Raw genomic sequence first — 18,376 nt, 5'->3', positions numbered from 1 at the left:
GCTTAACCATACAACACCTAAGTGGTTTGTATGAAGACTGACAAACAGTAATGTCACGCACTTTGTGATTGAATAAGATAAGATTTATATCAAATTTCCGAGATTGGTCTAGTTTGTTCCTGACAAACTTAGACACTTCCTCCATCCGTGGAGGTTGTACGTTTTTTGCTTAGCGACAATAGCGACATAGAACCACCTGATCCCATTCCGAACTCAGAAGTGAAATGTGTTAGCGCCGATGGTAGTGTGGGAGTTCCCATGTGAGAGTAGGACATTGCTAAGCTCCTAATTAAGAAAACCCCGATTCGAAAGAGTCGGGGTTTTTGCTTTTCAGGTTTCGATGTTTTCAACTGGGCAAAGTTCACTTCACCTCATCCCATTCTCAACTCGTCATTCTCAACGCCTAAGATTAGCAGTAGTTAACTGTGTTTATCGCGAGGTTGATAGCGTGTGGGTGTTTATGTCTTTATATGAGAGTAAGACACTGCTAAGCACTAATTAAAGAAAAACCGTTACAGAGGAACGTTTTTTTGTTTTCCGCTATTGGTTCACCACATAGCACTATTAAGGAACTCCCTTTTAGTTAAATTGCAAATTGATAAGTAGAACATTGCAATAGCATTAACGTAAAGTTCTAGTAATAACAGAGGTCTTATATGAATTTGGTTTTTAATGCTCCTCATTGAACATTTCCAAAGCTTACTAAATCTTTAAATATCAACCGTTAAATCACCATACAAATATTATGTATAAGTAAGGTATCTGTATTTGCTATCGACTCATGAATAAAGATTGGTTACTATCTGGTCTTACCTGTTTAACGGAGAACACATGAGTAATATAAACTTTTCAAATAGAGTAGAAATATCAGTAATCGACAAGATTGCTCATGTCATATTGACTCGAGGTTCTAAACATAATGCACTTGATATGAAGATGTTTTATGGAATACGCAGCGCGATACGATATCTAAAAAAAGATAAAACCATAAGAGCTGTAGTGGTATCTGGGCAAGGTGATGACTTCTGCTCAGGATTAGATGTTAAAGCTGTTATGGGATCAAAAACTGCACCATTGAAACTCTTATTTAAGTGGCTACCTTGGCAATCAAATTTGGCTCAGTATGTTTCAACGGGTTGGCGCGATATTCCAGTACCAGTAATTGCTGTTATGCATGGCAGAAATTGGGGAGGAGGTTTACAAATAGCACTTGGTGCTGATTTTCGTATTGCTACACCTGATGCATCTATATCTATCATGGAAGCGCGATGGGGTTTGATTCCTGACATGGGAGGTACACTTCCTTTAAGGGAGCTTGTTCGTCTTGATCATGTTAAAGAGCTTGCTATGACTGGCAAAATAGTCACAGGTGAAGAAGCGCTAGGTTATGGGCTGGTTACATACGTAAAAGATGATGCTGTAAAATTTGCTCACGAGTTAGCTGAATCATTTATGCCGCTTTCACCAGATGCTATTGGAGCGGCAAAACGTTTATACAATAAGAGTTGGTGGGGCAGTGCTGGGTTAGCGCTATTAAGAGAAAGTTTCTATCAGATAAAAGTACTAATGGGTAAAAATGCAAGAATAAAAGCCCATAATCAAACTCATGAGAAGCAAAAACCTTTTAAGAGCAGAATGCGTTGGTAAGCATTTACTTATTACAGTTTAGTATTAAATTGATAGTGAAACAGGTCGGGCTAATAGAAATTACCAGTAAGTGATTCTTTAGTTTATTAAGCTAAAGCTGCTACACCTTTGTAGTTTGTATAGTGTGGTCTATGCTTTACATAATCATATCAATAATATCAGGTTTAATATGAAGCCGAATAAGAGAGTAGGTGTATGAGTAAAGTTTATAGTTTTCTTATGGTAATTCTATTTATAGTAGCCCCTTTAGCAAATGCTGACATTAGTATAAATGGTACTATAACTTCTGACTATGTGTTTCGAGGAGTAAGTCAAACGGATAGCTCTCCAGCTGTGCAGGCTGGAATAGATTATGGGCACGAAAGTGGCTTGTTCGTCGGTATTTGGGCATCTAATGTGGACTTTGGTGATGATGCAGATGCTGAAGTAGATTATTTCATTGGTTACTTAGGAGAAGTGAATGATACCTTCTCTTATGACTTTTCTTATACCTATTATACATATATTGGCTACAGCAGCAGTGATGATTCGAATTATGGGGAATTTGTATTTAATGGTTATATCGATGTCTTTACTGTGAGTTTGGCTTATACCGGTGACTATGCTAATTCTGGTGATGCAGCACAATACATCGGTGGTGCGTATGATATCGCATTTCCAAAAGAATATGTTCTGACCTTTCAAGCGGGTTATTCTTTTGGAGATGCCTTTGAAGATATTGAGTATATTGATTACAGTGCAACATTGGCTAAAACGTTTTATGACTTCGACTTTAGTGCTGCTGTGATTAATACTGATATTTCAAATGATGATAATGCAGATCTTCGTTTTGTAATAGGTGTATCTCGCAGCTTTTAACTCTCTTTAAATAGCAGTATGATGCATTCATTTATAGTATGAATCTTTGAGCTCAATATGCAACATACGCAGTCTATAGAATTAAAAGACAAACAATTAGCTAAAACTTTATCTTATGTTAATGGACAGTGGTTAGAATCAGAAAATCATGTGGCGGTAATTAATCCTGCAAATGGAGATCAAATAGCAACTGTGAGTAATCACGGGGTTAATGAAACTGAATTAGCAATAAAGCATGCTAAAGCCGCAATGGTTGCGTGGTCATCGATGACAGCGCTACACCGAGCAGAATTATTACGAAAATGGTTTAATTTGGTGATGGAACATCAAGATGACTTGGCAAATTTATTAACACAAGAGCAAGGAAAACCTATAAATGAAGCTAAAGGTGAAATTGCTTATGGCGCGTCGTTTATAGAGTGGTTTGCCGAAGAAGGGAAACGAATATATGGAGATATTATTCCTGCTCCATCAAATGATAAACGAATTATTGTTATAAAAGAGCCTGTAGGTCTTGTTACAGCGATAACTCCATGGAATTTCCCTAACGCAATGATTGCAAGAAAAGCTGCTGCAGCTCTAGCAGCTGGTTGCACATTTGTTGTACGTCCAGCTATCCAAACACCACTATCTGCATTAGCGTTGGCGGAATTGGCTGATCGCGCTGGCATACCGCCCGGTGTATTTAATGTTGTTGTTGGGACTGATGCTTCAGCTATGGGGAAAGTTCTTACGCAGCATTCTGATGTAGCAAAGTTTACTTTTACGGGTTCTACTGATGTGGGAAAAAAGCTAATTAGTCAATGTGCAACTACGGTTAAAAAAGTGTCAATGGAGCTAGGAGGCAATGCACCTTTTATTGTTTTTGATGATGCAGATATTGATGCGTCAGTGCTAGGAGCTGTGCAATCAAAATATCGTAATGCAGGGCAAACTTGCGTATGTACCAATCGGATTTTCGTGCAGAAAAAAGTATTAGCCCAATTTACCCAAAAGTACTTATTAGCGGTTAAAGAATTAACAATTGGTAATGGTTTAGACGAAGGAGTGATAGTTGGTCCTCTAATTTCTAGCGATGCTGTTAATGCAGTAGATAAAATGGTTAAAGATTCAATTGCTCTTGGGGCTAAGTTACTACTTGGTGGCAAGAGGGATAAAGCGGGTGATAATTTCTATCAGCCGACAGTTTTATCACAAGTTTCAACTGACATGCCGATTGCTAAAAATGAAATATTTGGCCCTGTCTCACCTATCATTGCATTTGAAAATGAAGAAGACGTAATTACAATGGCTAATGAGACAGAATATGGGCTAGCAGCTTACTTCTATACGAGAGATATTGGACGGATTTGGCGAGTTGCAACTAAGTTGCAGTACGGCATGATAGGAATCAATGAAGGCATCATTTCTAATACTGCTGCACCTTTTGGAGGCATGAAGCAATCAGGCTACGGACGTGAAGGTTCAAAGTATGGTTTAGATGATTATTTAGATATTAAATACTTATGTATGGGTGGCTTGAACTCATAAATTCAAGGTACTTGCGTTAAATACGGAGTTGACACTAAAGCCAGAAAAGATGGGGTGGCTAATAGGATTGAATCTACAGCAACTGAAATCACACTGTAAAGCCTTACAACTCAGCGATAGCCAATACTACAGATAAGATACTGATTAAGGTATGTTAATATCTTGACCTAACCAAGCTCTTAGTTTTTTGAGTAAACTTTTGGGGTTGATAGGTTTGGTGAGATAATCATTCATGCCCGCATTAAGACATTTTTCTTTGTCTCCTTGCATCGCATTTGCGGTCATCGCAATGATATGGATGTTTTTATTCACTTCCCCTGCATCGCCATCTCTTATTTTTTTAGTTGCTTCATAGCCATCCATTTCAGGCATTTGACAATCCATGATAACAACGGTGAAAGGCTTGCTCGTTGCATTTTTGAGTGCTTTTAATGCTTCAATACCGTTAACTGCCACATCCGCTGTTAAGTTGATATTTTTTAGCACACTCAAAGCGACCATTTGATTTACCCTATTATCTTCGACAAGTAATATACGGGTAGACTCTGGCCAGTTTATAATATCCTCGATGACAGCTATTTTACTCTTTATCTGTTGTTTCTTGGTTGAGTGGTCAGTTGATGGTGACTCAGAAACAATATGCATAACAGATAATGCATTAACTAAATCATTGGTTGTTGCTGGTTTGTAAAAAGAAGTATTGGCTCCAATTGCTGATAAGTGCTTAAGATCTATTTGCTCATCCATTGATGTCATCATCACGAGTTTCATCGCTTTATAACTTTCATTTGCTCGAATACTTTTCACCAAAGCTTCGCCATTCATATTTGTCATATTGAAATCAATTAATGCAATATCAAAGAAAGAGCCTTCATCAGAATTAAAAGATTCATAACAGTAATTCAAAGCTTGCTCACCGCTATCCGCCTCAGTGACTGTTATTCCCCAGCTTTCAAGCTGCCTGCGTAATGCGCCCCTATTTGACTGATTCTCAGCGACAATTAAAACATTACTATTTGCACAATTTATGGGTGGAACAATATCTTTCGCCGACAGACTTTTTTCAACGAGGCAAGTGATTTCAAAACAGCTACCTTTACCTACTTCACTGGTAACAGTGACATCACCATTGAGTAATTTACATAACTTTTTGGTGATACTTAGCCCTAAGCCTGTACCGCCATATTTGCGAGTTGTAGAAGCGTCTACCTGACTAAATACACCAAAAAGAGATTGAATCTTTTCTTCAGGAATTCCAATGCCAGTATCTTGAATTTTACAGGTAAAAACATAGATATCATTCTGCTCGGTCGGTTCAAGTTTAGCTAGAATCGCTATCTCACCTTGTTCGGTAAATTTAATCGCATTACTAACAATATTAGTGAGTATTTGGCGTATTCTACCTGGATCAGACTTTATCGATGATAACTGAATATCAGTTAAGTCGAGGATAATTTCAACGCCTTTTATCTGTGCTGATAGCGCGATAGATTCGGCAAAATTACCCAATAAATTGCGTAAATCAAAATCTATGTATTCAAGCTCGAGTCTACCGGCTTCAATTTTAGAGAAGTCTAGAATGTCATTGATTATTGTTAGTAACGAGTTAGCGCTAGAATTTGCTATATTTATTCTGTGTTCTTGCTCTGAAGTGAGTTCACTGCTTTTGAGTAAATTAAGCATACCTAATACACCATTCATAGGGGTTCTTATTTCATGGCTCATATTGGCTAAAAACTCAGATTTTAATCGGGTAGCTTCTTCTGCTTTTTTTAATGCTTCTGTGAGATCAGCGGCTTGGGCATTTAATGATGCTGTTTTTTCAGAAACTTGTTGTTCGAGGGCGAATACAAATTGCTTTTGTCGCTTTATTTCTGATTGTTGTAAGCGTGTACGCAAATAAATGGCTAAGAAAATAAACAGAACAACAATCAAACTATAAAGTGAATATGCCCACCAAGTCCCCCAAGGAGAAGGAGAAACATGTAAGTTAATGGAAAGTAATTTCTCACCCCATTCACCACGACCATTAGTCGCTTTTACTAAAAATCGATATGAACCACCGTCTAAGTTGGTAAAAGAGGCTGAGTTTCGATTACCTATTTCAATCCAATTGTCATCATAGCCTTCAAGCTTATAGGCGTATTGGTTCCTGTTCGGGGAAATAAAATCAAGCACGGAAAACTCGAATGAAAAAAAGTAATCAAGATAAGAGAGCTCAATATCTGTTACGTAAGAATATGGCCTTTCAAGTTTTACTGACTGGCCCATTTTACTAAAGCCAGTTAATACTATATTCGGCTCACTGTTTACGGTCTCTAACGAAGCAAGATTAAAAAATTCTATACCTCTTTGGCTACTGGTAAATAGGGTGTCATTAACACCTCTGACTAAGCTGCTTGGGTAGTAGTTCAAACCTAGAGAGCCATTTTCATTTCCGTAGTTGGTCACTTCTCCTGATAATGGTTCTAACTTTGAAACGCCTTTGTTGGTTGTTAGCCAGATGTCGCCATTACTGTCATTTGCAATAGCACGTATTAACGAAGTAGGAAGACCATCTTTTACATTAAAATGTTTGAATGTCTTTGATTCAGGTAAGAATAAATTTAAGCCTTTTTGCGTAGCTATCCAAATATCGTCGTTGTTCGCTTGGTGTATGTCTTGAACTATATTTCCTAATAAACTGCCCTCTTGATTGCTGTCACTTTTAAATGAAATTAGCTGTTGCTTAGCTTCTTGCCAGAGATGGACCCCATCACCTGTGCCAATCCACATGTTGTCCTTTTTGTCCCTAAAAATTTCAAGTATTTCAGGGTGGGATAACTTAACGGTATTATCTAAATGAGCAAACGTTTTAGTCGCTATGTCATAGAGGTATACACCATTTTTATAGGTACCAATCCATAACCTATTTTTGTGATCTAAACTTAGTGCGCGAAAATCTCTGAACTTTCTGAAGTGTTGGTCTGTTTTAGGGTAAGTGAACAATTCTAACTGTTTAGTTTCAATATTATATTTAGCTAAACCTTCATCTTGAGCAATCCATAGGTTTTTATTGTTATCGGGTAAGATAATTGGGCGCTCTGTGATGCCATTATTAGTGTAACCATTGCCAGCACTAAAAATAGGTAGAGAGAGTTTTTCTAATTGCTGAGACGCCACTTTCCAGGTAAATAACTCTGAAAGTGAAGATACAATGAAAATATCCCCATTCGCGTCGGTAGCAAGGCCGTTTGGCGCAATTAATTCTGTGCTATTAATTGATTTAAAACGACCACGCGGCATCAGTTTGTATATTCCGTGAACTTCGCTAGTAATCCATTTTGTTCCGGTATTATCTTCAAAAATGATTCTTAGCCCATTGTTATGCTCAAAATCTAACTTTTCAATTTCGTTGGTAGAGCTAGATTGACGAAATACTCCTTTAGTCGTCACAAACCATATATCACCTGTTTGGTCTTCGATCATAGAATTAACTTGACCTAAGTTATTATCAAACGGTGAAGTTACTCTAGTAAACGTACCGGATTGCATTTCAAACAAATATGGACCTTGCTGAGTTGCTACATAAAACTTTCCCTGGGAGGTTATTAAAATACTTCTAATCTCATTAGCTCCCGTTGGGGTTTTGTTCTCCGGTTGAGGAAAAAAATGCGTAAAAGTTTGCTTGTTTTTATCGAATAAATTAAGGCCATAGCTCGTTGCAATCCATAAGTTGTTACTATCGTGATCTTTAATATCCCATATCCTACTGTGAGACAGGCTTGAAGCATCGCCTTCAATCTTATCTATGAGCTTAAAACGGTTATTACCAAGATATTTACTTAAACCTTTGTCATAAGAGCCTAGCCAAACCGTTCCTTCTTGATCATGAAATAGGGATTGAATGCGGTTAGATGCGATAGAATCTTTGCGTAGAGGATCATGAATAAAATTTTCAAAATGACCTGTTGCAGGGTCATATAGATTAGCGCCACCACCCCAAGTACCGATCCATATTTTTCCATTTTGGTCTAGCATCAAGTTGCCAGCATCGTTATGTGACAAACCGCCTGGGGTTAAGCTATCGAATTCAAAAAGGGTTACTTTTCTTCCATCGTAACGCATAACACCGTTTTCAGCGGTACCAAACCAAAGTAACCCCTGAGTATCTTGAATAATTGAATAGATTTCAGATGAGACAAACCCGTCTTCTGCGGTGAGTTTTTTAATTAAATATTTATTGTTTAACCTTGAAGGGGATTCATTACAATGAGCTGGAGTAATAGCCCCTAAAACTAAGGTAACTATACAAGTAAGACGAAGATAACTTAGTAAATTAATGAGCATAAAACCTATATAATATTGTAATTCTCTGAGGTATTGGAAAAGCTAATTATTTTATAACTTTAGTTTATTTAACAGCGTAAATCTATTTTTAACAATGTAGTGATTTGAGCAGATTACATAGTGTTTAGTATGATAGCTAAGTTTATAATCAGTAATAAGTACTTATAGTTAAAACTATAACTCAATAAAATTATCATATTGGGTTGTGGTGCTACAGTAAATAAGTGTTTATAAAGAGACATTTTATACTGCCTAATAGCGTATGATTTAATTAAGGGGGGAGATTGAGATTTTAACCATTGAGCTGCAGTTTCAAGTTCACGAAACGTTTTAACTTTTGATCTTTTTTATAGGGCACGTATAAATCATTTAGTTCTTGTTGTATAAGGCTGTGCATTCAAAATGCCTTTGCGATTAAATTTTGTTTATTCAGCCATTTGTTAATTTCTTCAACGACTTGATAAGTTTCAGCTGTAGCCCTTGAAGCTATATCATCGAGTAATGTATAAAAATCTAGTCTTTGCTTGCATTCAAATTTCTTTTGCAAGCTCCATCAGCACAGAATAAGTACAGGACTAGTTTATGGTTTCGATGTTTTATTGCTTTAATTAGCGTATGGAATGTTGAAGCTCATAAAGGGTAAAGTAGCTACATACCGAATGGCTTCAAACTAATAAAAAGCTGAATTATTTTTGTAAGCTTTTGAGGCGTAGTCATATTGTCACATTAGTTTATTATTAGTGAATTATTTTCGTCACAAATAACTCATATTGTATTGCGCATTACTAAGCATTTACTTTATGAGATAAAAATATGTTAAAAAAATCACTATTAGTTTTAGCTATTTCAAGCACACTATTAATGGGGTGTAATGACGACGACACCATCGAAGTCATCAAAGAAGTGGAAGTAGTGAAGGAAGTTGAAGTCGCACCAGCGCCTATTACCCAAGTAAAAAATGTTATTTTAATGATTGGCGATGGCATGGGGGCTCAGCAAGTCGGCTTGCTTGAAGAGTATGCCCGTCGTGCGCCAAACTCGATATACAATGAGATGAATAACCAGACCGCGTTAACTAAACTGGGCCATGCAGGCCAGTTAGGTTTATCGTTGAATGCGCCTTTTGGTGCTAACGGTAGCTTAGTGGTCGATTCTGCTTGTTCAGCCTCACAGTTAGCTACAGGCGTTGCAGCAGGCTCTGAAATGGTTGGTCTTGATGAACAAGGTAATATTGTTGAAACCATTTTAGAAAAAGCAAAAAGAGCGGGTAAAGCAACAGGGTTAGTGTCAGATACCCGCATTACTCATGCAACACCAGCCGCCTTTGCCTCACATCAACCACACCGTTCACTTGAGCCCGCCATTGCAGAAGAGTTAATTTCAACCGGTATGGTTGATGTCATGTTATCAGGTGGTGCACGAGTATTTTTACCTTCAGATATTAAAACTAATAATGAGAGTCGCCAACTAATGGCTGATCTAGGTGCGCCAACTAGCGTCTATAAAAAATCGAAACGTAGTGATGACCGTAACTTAATTGTTGAAGCGAAAGAAGTGCATGGCTATAACCTTGTATTTGATGGCACACAACTAGATAACGTAACTGGCGAAAAAATCTTAGGCTTATTTGCTAATTCAGGTATGGAAGACGGTATTGCCTACACTGCCTGTAAAGCAGATAACAGCTGTAGCCAACCATCATTACGTGATATGACCCTAAAAGCATTGGATGTATTATCGCAAGATGAAGATGGCTTTTTCTTGATGATTGAAGGTGGACAAATTGACTGGGCTGGCCATGTAAACGATGCAGGATGGATGTTACATGAACTCCTAAAGTTTGATGAAGCGGTAGATGCAGTTTATGAATGGGTAAAAGATCGTAATGATACGTTAGTGGTAGTTACTGCTGATCATGAAACTGGCAGCTTTGGTTTCAGTTACACCCGCAAAGATCTACCAGCAGGAAAAGTATTAGAAGGTAATGGCATGCAAGGTCTTGAATATAAGCCGAATTTCAATTTTGGCTCATTGCATAATCTTGACCGTTTATATGCGCAAACCGGTACATTTTACGACATGATGAACCAAGTTAATGGCGATTGGGATTTTACCAATACACTAGGCTCTGAATGGGCTGACGCTGTTAATGCTCACAGTGACTTTAAGATCAGTGATGAGCAAGGTACTGCGATCACCGAACGTGAAGCGAATGAATATCATGTTGACGGCCATAAATATCTAAGCGCCACCGAGTTCCCGAAAATTAACGACTTTAAAGAGTTCTTTGTTTACGGAGATGAGCTGCACGCTAACTTAATAGGTCGTGCATTGTCAGCAGATCAAAACGTAGTTTGGGGGACAGGAACCCACACTGCAGCGCCTGTGCCAGTTTATGTTTATGGCCCGCAAGGGCTGACACAGCAATTCTCAACTATGCAACATCATGTTGATATTGCGAATAAGATGATGAGTGCATTATTGCCTGAGTAGTATGTAAGTAGTGAACTAAGAGAAATATAAAGCCCAGCGACAAAGTTTACAGGGCTTTTTACAAGAGGTTCATCATTCCAAAGATGTAATATGCATTATTGGATTTTTAGCGTTAAAAATAGCACTAACGGTGCTTGATGCATTTACAGAATATACACAGGACTGTTCATCAGAAATTTCAGGCTGTAGTGATGAATTGCCAGCAGGTATTGATTTTAAATGCAAGAAAAAATGGGGTGGCTAATGGGACTTGAACCCACGACAACCGGAATCACAATCCGGGGCTCTACCAACTGAGCTATAGCCACCACTGAGGTGTACTGTTGTACGAGTGCGCTGTGAATTATCAGCGCGGGGATTGTATTGCATTTCACTCACATTTGACAAGGAAAAGTTAAGCTTTTTCCGTGAATTTTGTAAAATCCATTAAAAAACTCTTCTTTGTTGAAAAAAGTATTGATGAAAATAGCTTGAACTTGATAATTTGAGCATTTTGTTTTCTTCAACCGTGCCTTTTTAAAGACTAGTCTGAGCGATTTTTTGTTTGTTTAATACGTTATTACTTTTTTCTTTTTTTGCCTTTAATTTATACTGGAAGCTAGTTCTCATATTAAGGTCGCTTATGTCACTTGAAAAACTCTCAGCTGAATTAAATAAACATCAACAATCGTTACCGCCTGTTGAATCATGGAATCCTAGTGATTGTGGTGATATTGATATTGAAATAAAGCGCAATGGTGATTGGTATCATGAAGGAAGTGCATTTAAACGTATGCCGTTGGTCAAGTTATTATCATCAGTCCTTATCAGGGAGCAAACTCAAAGCAATGATGATTACTTTCTCATTACACCTGTTGAAAAAATGAAAATACGTGTTGAGGATGCTCCTTTTGTGTTAACGCACTGGCATTGGCAAGATAATGAGCAAGTAATGGTTGTTGAGACCAATGTTGGAGATCGTTTTATCTTGAACAGTGAACACCCTATGGAATGTGGTGATGATGGCAGTTTATACGTAGTTGTTAGGCGTAACTTAACCGCTAAGGTGCATCGTAATGTCTATTATCAGTGGATAGATTTGGCGACAGAGCAAAAAACTGCACAAGGGGTTGAATTGATGTTTACCAGTGCAGGATGTCAATTTTCCTTAGGGAAAATAGCGTAAATATTTTAGGTGAATTCAGCTAAAAAACTTAGCGACTTCCGCATACTGGGCAATTAGCTTGCTTTTTCATGGAGAACTGTTGCCACTGATTCGACAACCCATCAAGCATATTTAATTGATTCACTTGTACTTTATTATTGGTCAGTAGTTTTATTGTTTGCAGCGCTTGCATGCCGGCGATCATTGCTAATATAGGGCCAATAATACCAATGGTTTGGCAATTATTGGCTGGCGCCTTTTCACTGGCTGGGAATAAACATTGGTAACAGGCACTATGCTCATCACGAGGATCTATAGTGAGTTGCTGACCATCAAACCCTGTTGCAGCGCCAACAATCAGTGGCGTTTTGTGTTGAATGCAGGCTTGGTTGATCATGTAGCGTGTTTGAATATTGTCTGAGCAATCAAGCACCACATCAACCATAGGTAAATAGTAATCACATAGCTCTTCATCGAGCATGTCATCTATGGCTTCAATAATGGTGTCTGGGTATTGTTCGCTGAGCTTTTCTGCTGCACATTCTGCTTTATTTTCTTCTACATTGTTTTCAGAAAAAAGAATTTGTCTAGGTAGGTTTGATGGCTCTATGGTATCGCCATCAGCAATATATAAGGTGCCAACTCCAGCAGCCGCTAAATATAAACTGGCAGGGTTGCCTAAGCCGCCTACACCTAAAATAAGTACCTTGGCATTGCGTAAGGCTAATTGACCCGACTCACCAATTTTCTTCATCATAATTTGACGTGAATATTTGAGTTGTTCTTGCGTTGTTAACACGGGGGATTTACCTTATTTATGTTTTTCCATCAAAGAGAACATTAGGACCATTGCTGAGCTTTAGCTTCGTCACTGTGCTTGGCATCCAACCATTGTTCACCTTTATCACTTTGTTCTTTTTTCCAAAAGGGCGCTTGTACTTTTAGGTAATCCATGATGAATTCATTGGCAGCAAAGGCGTCTTTTCGATGTTTACTAGTGACACCAACAAAAACAATTTGTTCGCCAACCTTTAATGCACCTATGCGGTGAATAACTTTTACTCGGCCAATATCCCAACGCTCTTTAGCTGTTGCAATGATTTTGGCAAGCGACTTTTCTGTCATGCCGGGGTAGTGTTCTAAGGTTAAAGTGCTCACCTCAGTGTCGTTATTGTTATTGCGTACGCGACCCGTAAAAGTAACTACTGCACCATCGGTAGCATTATCTTGTTCAAGCAGGGCTACTTCGTCTGCGAGTGCAAAGTCTTGATGTTGGATGGAAATTTCACTAGTCATGGTTCACTCAATCTTTAATTTATCTTTTTTGCCTATGCAGTGGTGATTAACTAAGTCATTAACGACTAGGTAATTCACCACTTAGCGTACTTTATTAACCACCAGTAACAGGGGGAAAGAAGGCCACTTCATCACCCGCTTTTACGGGATGAGATTTATCAACCATGTCGTGATTTACCGCAGAAAGTAACGACGCGTTGTTAAGTGTTTGTTGCCATTGCTCACTTCTGGCACTTAATTGTTTAATAATATCAGCAACAGTACTCAACTCATGACTTTCAAGGGTGAGTGAGTCACAATCTAACTGCTCTCGTAAAGCGGCAAAAAATACAACGTTAATCATAGGAGCTCCTAAGTGTTAATCAGTGTTTAGCTACTTGCTTGCCATTGACCTGACTTGCCACCTTCTTTTGTTAAAACTTTAATACCATGAATCTCCATTGCAGGATCAGCAGCTTTACACATATCAAATAAGGTCAGACAAGCAACGCTTACAGCTGTTAGTGCTTCCATTTCAACACCTGTTTGTCCGGTAAGTCGACATAAACTTGTTACTTTCACCTGTTTGTTTTCTGAGTCAGTCGTGAAGTCTACTTGTACTTTACTGAGCATTAGAGGGTGACATAAAGGAATTAAGTCACTGCACTTTTTAGCAGCTTGAATACCGGCAATACGAGCTACAGCAAAAACATCACCTTTTTTGTGCTTACCTGTGGTGATCAGCTCAAAGGTTTCATTATTCATACTGATAAAGCCTTGTGCTGTTGCTGTGCGTGATGTCATAGCTTTTTCTGTCACATCAACCATATTGGCTTCACCGTGTTGGTTTAAATGACTAAGTTCAGCTGCTTGGTTTGTTGTCGTCATTAGCTTCTGCTCTCACATTGTTCAGCAGTGATGTTAAGGTGCGGCACAAAATTGCAAGGTCTGTGGCTGGCATCAAGTTGCTCTTTAATGACTTTATCCCAAGCCGTTTTACACGCATTAGTTGAACCAGGTACACAGAGTACTACCGTTTTATTCGCTATGCCGCCAAACGCGCGTGATTGAATTGTTGAGGTGCCTATTTCACCTAAGGATACGTGACGAAAAACTTCACCAAATCCTTCAACAGCTTTATCGAATAATGGCATTAGCGCTTCAGGAGTATTATCACGAACGGTAAAGCCGGTGCCGCCTGTTGAAATAATCGCGTGAATATTTTCATCAGCTATCCACTTAGATACCATGGCACGCAGTTGATACACGTCATCAATAACAATCGCTTTGTCGGCTAAGTTGTGACCTGCAGCAGTTAAACGTTCAACAAGTGCTTGGCCAGATGTGTCATTTGCTTCGGTACGTGTATCAGAAACCGTAAGCACGGCAATATTTAAAGGGATGAATGATTTACCGCCATGTGCAGACATAAGTTTTTCCTTTGATTATAAAGTACCCATGTTGGCAAATTGCTGCTGCGCTAGCTGCCAATCTTGGGGGGTATTACTATTAAATAAAATGTTATTTGCTTCACCCGTTGAGGTGAGTGCTACGCTTTGATGTGGCATATTTTTTAATAAAGCCCGTATCGAAGGTGCTTGCTTGTGGTTGTTTTTCTTTTTCGCTTGATGGTTTAAGTGTTTATTATCTTGAGCAATTAAAGTTTTTCCGTTAAAGCTTTTTTCAATAAACAGCGTTAAAAAAGCATTGTTGGGTAAAAACAATGGAATATTGTGCTGCTTATTTTGGCTATCAGTAAAGAATGTTGCTTGTTGCTTTAACTCTCCTGCAAGCCTTAATGAAGTTAATGCAGAGGCTGTCATTAACGGTAAATCAACGGGGATTATTAAGAAACTGTCAGGTTGCTTCATCTGCTGTTGATTTAAATAATACAGCACACTGTAAATACCACCCACAGGGCCTGATTGCTTAATGGCGTCGGGAATTTGATACTCATCACCACTAATGACCACATCAGATAGCCCTGAATCACGAAGTAGCTGACAAGAAAAGTTGAGCATGCTTTCTTGATTTTTACGTAACAGCTTAGACTTATCTTCACCCATGCGAGAGGACAAACCGCCCGCTAAAACCACCCCTAAACATGAAGTCATCTACTTAACCGCCCAACATCGCTAGATGCTTTGTGGCCCCGGTTAATTTTTCGTGTAGAAAGTGGGTTGCTTTTTTATCAGTTAGCAGTGAAAGAATTTTTGCTTGTAATGGCGCTAAGTCATCACTTTGCAATTGTTCTCTTAACGACAAGCCTTCTTCACCAAATAAACAAAGATGCAATTTCCCACTAGAGCTTACTCTTAAACGGTTGCAGCTATTACAGAAATCCTTAGAGTAAGGCATGATCAAACCAATTTTTCCTTGGTAGTCTGGGTGATAAAATTCTTGTGCAGGGCCTGCAGATTTATTTTGAATAACGGGTAACCAGCCATCTAAAATGAGGTTTTGCTTAATTCTTGAGCCTTGTACATGTTGCGCATTGAAAAACTCTTGGTTATCGCCTGTTTGCATTAATTCAATAAAGCGCAAAGTAACAGGCGTATCTTTTAACCAATCTAAGTAAGATTGTATGTCTTTACCGCTATATTGGCGCATTAACACCGTATTTACTTTGATATCAGTGCTGCCGTCAGCTAGCGCCATATCAATACCTTTAAGGATGGTTGCTAATTTATCGTGGCCTGTTATGGCGAGAAATTGCCTAGGGTCTAAACTATCAATACTAATATTTATGGCGTCAATTCCAGCATCAAGCCACTGTGGAAGGTGCTCTGGTAACTTAAAACCGTTTGATGTTAAGGCAACTTTCTTAATGCCTTGAGTATTTTTACAGATTGATATTATTTCAGGTAAGTCTTTGCGCAAAGCAGGTTCACCACCTGTAATACGTATTTTTTCTGTACCTAATTGGGCAAAGCCATGGGTAATACGCTTGATTTCATCAAGAGAAAGGAAGTCGCGCGGCTGATTACATTCATAACCATCAGGCAAACAATAATTGCAACGAAAATTGCAAACATCGGTAATTGAGAGGCGAAGGTAGCTAAACCTACGGCCATAATTGTCTGTTAACATGTCACCTTTCCAAATAACGGGAGGCTAACGCGTTTCCTTGTTAACCCTGGTAAACAACGAATTGCTTACGGCTTTTATGACGTGCTAGTTAAATAAATAGTGAAGTTAACTAGGTTAGCGATAAAAGCTCGGTGTAAATTCTATGTGGTAAGTATATATCAGTTTTATCAAAAAATGATATTTCTTTTGTTGCTGAAAACCTTGATCCTTATCAAAGAAAATTAGCATTTACTCTATGCAATATCAGGGCAATTAAGCATACTAGCGCCAATGATGAAATTTACAGAATAAGTGAGAGTTTTTATGTCTGATTGTTGTTCAGCACCAGGTTTATTACCTTTTGAACAGGCGCTTACTAAAATGTTAGCTCAAATTACGCCGGTGACCGATGTATTAGATTTACCTGTAGAGCAGGCGTTAGGTTATGTATTAGCGAGTGATGTACTCAGCCCAATTAATGTGCCGCCACACGATAACTCGGCCATGGATGGATATGCTTTTTCTCATTCAAGTTTAGAGCAGTCTTCCACATTAACGCTTGTTGGGCGTTCAATGGCTGGTGCGCCTTTCACCGGTAAATGCGAAGCTGGTCAATGTATTCGTATTATGACTGGGGCGAAAATGCCTGATTGTTGTGACAGTGTTGAAATGCAAGAGAACTGCCAAGCAGAAGGTGAACATATTCGTTTTCTGCAAGAGAAAAAGTTTGGCTCGCATGTTAGAAAAGCTGGTGAAGATATTCAAAAAAATCAGCAGGTACTCAAGCAAGGCCATCGAGTAACACCTGTGGACATTGGTGTTTTAGCCTCTTTAGGTGTCCCTACTGTTAAAGTATTTCGTAAACTTAATGTTGCCTTAATTGCGACAGGTGATGAATTGAAGTTACCAGGACAAGCATTAACTGAAGGTGATATCTACGAAAGTAACAGTTTCGTGTTATCCGCAATGTTAGAAAAACTCCATGTTAATGTGATTAATTTTGGCATTATTAAAGATGATCTTTCGGCGATTAAGGCCGCCTTCATTGATGCAGATAAACAAGCGGACGCGGTTATTTCTTCAGGTGGGGTGTCAGTGGGTGATGCAGATTATACTAAAACTGTTTTAGATGAATTAGGTGAAATTGGTTTTTGGAAAATTGCCATGAAGCCAGGTAAACCGTTTGCTTTTGGTAAACTCGCGAATAGCGTATTTTTTGGCTTACCGGGTAATCCTGTTTCTGCCTTAGTGACCTTTCACCAGCTAGCTTTAGTTGCTTTAACAAAAATGCAAAATGCCGAACCATTAAAGCGTACAACTTTACGCGTGAAAACCACTAGCGATTTACGAAAGTCGCCTGGTCGTATGGATTTCCAGCGAGGCGTACTTTCAGTGAATGAACAAGGTGAAACGGTTGTTGCTTCTACGGGGTCACAAGGTTCAGGTATTTTATCTAGTTTAGCGCAAGCGAATTGTTTTATTGTGCTAGAGAGTGAACAAGCTAGCGTGAGCAAGAATGACTATGTAACTGTACAAATGTTCGATAATTATTTGTAGATTTTTTCTGGTGGGCTATAGTTCACAATGAATGATGTAAATGTTGTACTAGGAGAGTCGTGTTTATGGAGCATAGATTAAGTTTCGCTTCTGTAAAATTAATTAATCCTAACATTGCAGAAGTTATTGTAGACGCTGGCGTAATAGTTTCCATGGAGATGGTAGAAGAATATGAGGCTTTTTTAGGCCAAATATTTCAGCATGAGTTTGCCTTACTCGTTAATAAAATTAATCCATATGATTATTCTTTTGAGGCAAAATTATCAATAGGATCTCATGAGAAACTAAAAGCGATTGCCGTGGTTTATTACAATGAAACTGCAGAGAAAAAAGCCTCTGAGGTCGCTAATTTAAGGCAAGTCGATGGTTGGAATGTTAGGTTTTATTCTGGACTTGAACTGGGCTGGCAAGAAGGTGTTAATTGGTTAGAAGAAGAACTCAAGCAAGCTAGCTAGTGCTATTGAGTAAATTAAG

Annotated in this window: 15 protein-coding genes, 1 tRNA gene, 1 rRNA gene and 1 riboswitch; of the genes, 8 read left to right on the top strand and 9 right to left on the bottom strand. The window is 38.5% G+C overall.

The window, feature by feature from the left end:
* Positions 1–168: 168 nt before the first annotated feature.
* From rrf to EPA86_RS04650, 4 genes are all read left to right on the top strand, one after another.
* Positions 169–283, top strand: a 5S ribosomal RNA gene (rrf, locus tag EPA86_RS04665).
* 548 nt (positions 284–831) lie between these two features.
* Positions 832–1,647 (top strand): crotonase/enoyl-CoA hydratase family protein, encoded by an 816-nt coding sequence (locus EPA86_RS04660; RefSeq protein WP_140602249.1) that lies wholly within the window; start codon positions 832–834, stop codon positions 1,645–1,647.
* A 195-nt stretch (positions 1,648–1,842) separates the two neighbouring features.
* Positions 1,843–2,505 carry a TorF family putative porin gene (locus tag EPA86_RS04655; protein ID WP_140602248.1) on the top strand — a complete coding sequence of 221 codons (663 nt, stop codon included), beginning with the start codon at positions 1,843–1,845 and terminating at the stop codon, positions 2,503–2,505.
* A 57-nt stretch (positions 2,506–2,562) separates the two neighbouring features.
* A complete protein-coding gene (locus EPA86_RS04650; protein ID WP_140602247.1) occupies positions 2,563–4,035 on the top strand; it encodes an NAD-dependent succinate-semialdehyde dehydrogenase in 1,473 nt (490 codons plus the stop codon).
* A 144-nt stretch (positions 4,036–4,179) separates the two neighbouring features.
* Here the strand turns inward: EPA86_RS04650 and EPA86_RS04645 are convergent, their stop codons facing one another.
* A complete protein-coding gene (locus EPA86_RS04645) occupies positions 4,180–8,364 on the bottom strand; it encodes a hybrid sensor histidine kinase/response regulator (RefSeq protein ID WP_140602246.1) in 4,185 nt (1,394 codons plus the stop codon).
* An 813-nt stretch (positions 8,365–9,177) separates the two neighbouring features.
* Between EPA86_RS04645 and EPA86_RS04640 the strand changes: the two genes are divergently transcribed.
* Positions 9,178–10,857: an alkaline phosphatase gene (locus EPA86_RS04640; protein WP_140602245.1), complete on the top strand. Its 1,680-nt coding sequence runs from the start codon at positions 9,178–9,180 to the stop codon at positions 10,855–10,857.
* Positions 10,858–11,089: 232 nt separating this feature from the next.
* Here the strand turns inward: EPA86_RS04640 and EPA86_RS04635 are convergent.
* Positions 11,090–11,165 (bottom strand) — tRNA-His (locus EPA86_RS04635).
* Between the two features lie 314 nt (positions 11,166–11,479).
* Here EPA86_RS04635 and EPA86_RS04630 point away from each other — a divergent pair.
* Positions 11,480–12,022, top strand: coding sequence for a DUF1285 domain-containing protein (locus EPA86_RS04630; protein ID WP_140602244.1), 543 nt, complete (start codon positions 11,480–11,482; stop codon positions 12,020–12,022).
* Between the two features lie 28 nt (positions 12,023–12,050).
* On the opposite strand, the gene EPA86_RS04625 is transcribed toward EPA86_RS04630, so the two are convergent.
* The 7 genes from EPA86_RS04625 to moaA all read right to left on the bottom strand — a co-directional run bounded on the left by EPA86_RS04625 (position 12,051) and on the right by moaA (position 16,366).
* Positions 12,051–12,800, bottom strand: coding sequence for a HesA/MoeB/ThiF family protein (locus EPA86_RS04625; RefSeq protein ID WP_140602243.1), 750 nt, complete (start codon positions 12,798–12,800; stop codon positions 12,051–12,053).
* A 41-nt stretch (positions 12,801–12,841) separates the two neighbouring features.
* Positions 12,842–13,297, bottom strand: coding sequence for a molybdopterin synthase catalytic subunit MoaE (gene moaE, locus EPA86_RS04620; protein ID WP_140602242.1), 456 nt, complete (start codon positions 13,295–13,297; stop codon positions 12,842–12,844).
* A gap of 94 nt (positions 13,298–13,391) precedes the next feature.
* Positions 13,392–13,640, bottom strand: a complete 249-nt coding sequence (gene moaD / locus EPA86_RS04615) for a molybdopterin converting factor subunit 1 (RefSeq protein ID WP_140602241.1) — start codon at positions 13,638–13,640, stop codon at positions 13,392–13,394.
* 26 nt (positions 13,641–13,666) lie between these two features.
* A complete protein-coding gene (gene moaC / locus EPA86_RS04610; RefSeq protein ID WP_140602240.1) occupies positions 13,667–14,164 on the bottom strand; it encodes a cyclic pyranopterin monophosphate synthase MoaC in 498 nt (165 codons plus the stop codon).
* Positions 14,164–14,706 carry a molybdenum cofactor biosynthesis protein B gene (gene moaB, locus EPA86_RS04605; protein WP_140602239.1) on the bottom strand — a complete coding sequence of 181 codons (543 nt, stop codon included), beginning with the start codon at positions 14,704–14,706 and terminating at the stop codon, positions 14,164–14,166. The genes moaC and moaB overlap by 1 nt, the downstream gene beginning before the upstream one ends.
* A gap of 15 nt (positions 14,707–14,721) precedes the next feature.
* Positions 14,722–15,390, bottom strand: coding sequence for a molybdenum cofactor guanylyltransferase (mobA, locus tag EPA86_RS04600; RefSeq protein ID WP_140602238.1), 669 nt, complete (start codon positions 15,388–15,390; stop codon positions 14,722–14,724).
* Positions 15,391–15,394: 4 nt separating this feature from the next.
* Positions 15,395–16,366 (bottom strand): GTP 3',8-cyclase MoaA, encoded by a 972-nt coding sequence (gene moaA / locus EPA86_RS04595; RefSeq protein ID WP_140602237.1) that lies wholly within the window; start codon positions 16,364–16,366, stop codon positions 15,395–15,397.
* Positions 16,353–16,512: riboswitch (molybdenum cofactor riboswitch) on the bottom strand. Its footprint overlaps the gene before it by 14 nt.
* Positions 16,513–16,669: 157 nt before the next feature.
* On the opposite strand from moaA, the gene moeA reads away from it, so the two are divergent.
* Together moeA and EPA86_RS04585 are read left to right on the top strand one after the other, a co-directional pair.
* Positions 16,670–17,902: a molybdopterin molybdotransferase MoeA gene (gene moeA / locus EPA86_RS04590; protein ID WP_140602236.1), complete on the top strand. Its 1,233-nt coding sequence runs from the start codon at positions 16,670–16,672 to the stop codon at positions 17,900–17,902.
* A 65-nt stretch (positions 17,903–17,967) separates the two neighbouring features.
* Positions 17,968–18,357, top strand: coding sequence for a hypothetical protein (locus tag EPA86_RS04585; RefSeq protein WP_140602235.1), 390 nt, complete (start codon positions 17,968–17,970; stop codon positions 18,355–18,357).
* Positions 18,358–18,376: the final 19 nt, after the last annotated feature.

The organism is Litorilituus lipolyticus, assembly GCF_006439335.1.
In the GTDB taxonomy this organism is placed as follows: Bacteria; Pseudomonadota; Gammaproteobacteria; order Enterobacterales; family Alteromonadaceae; genus Colwellia; species Colwellia lipolytica.
Note: the sequence above shows the minus strand (reverse complement) of the source record. Positions and strands in the feature narration are given on the sequence as shown.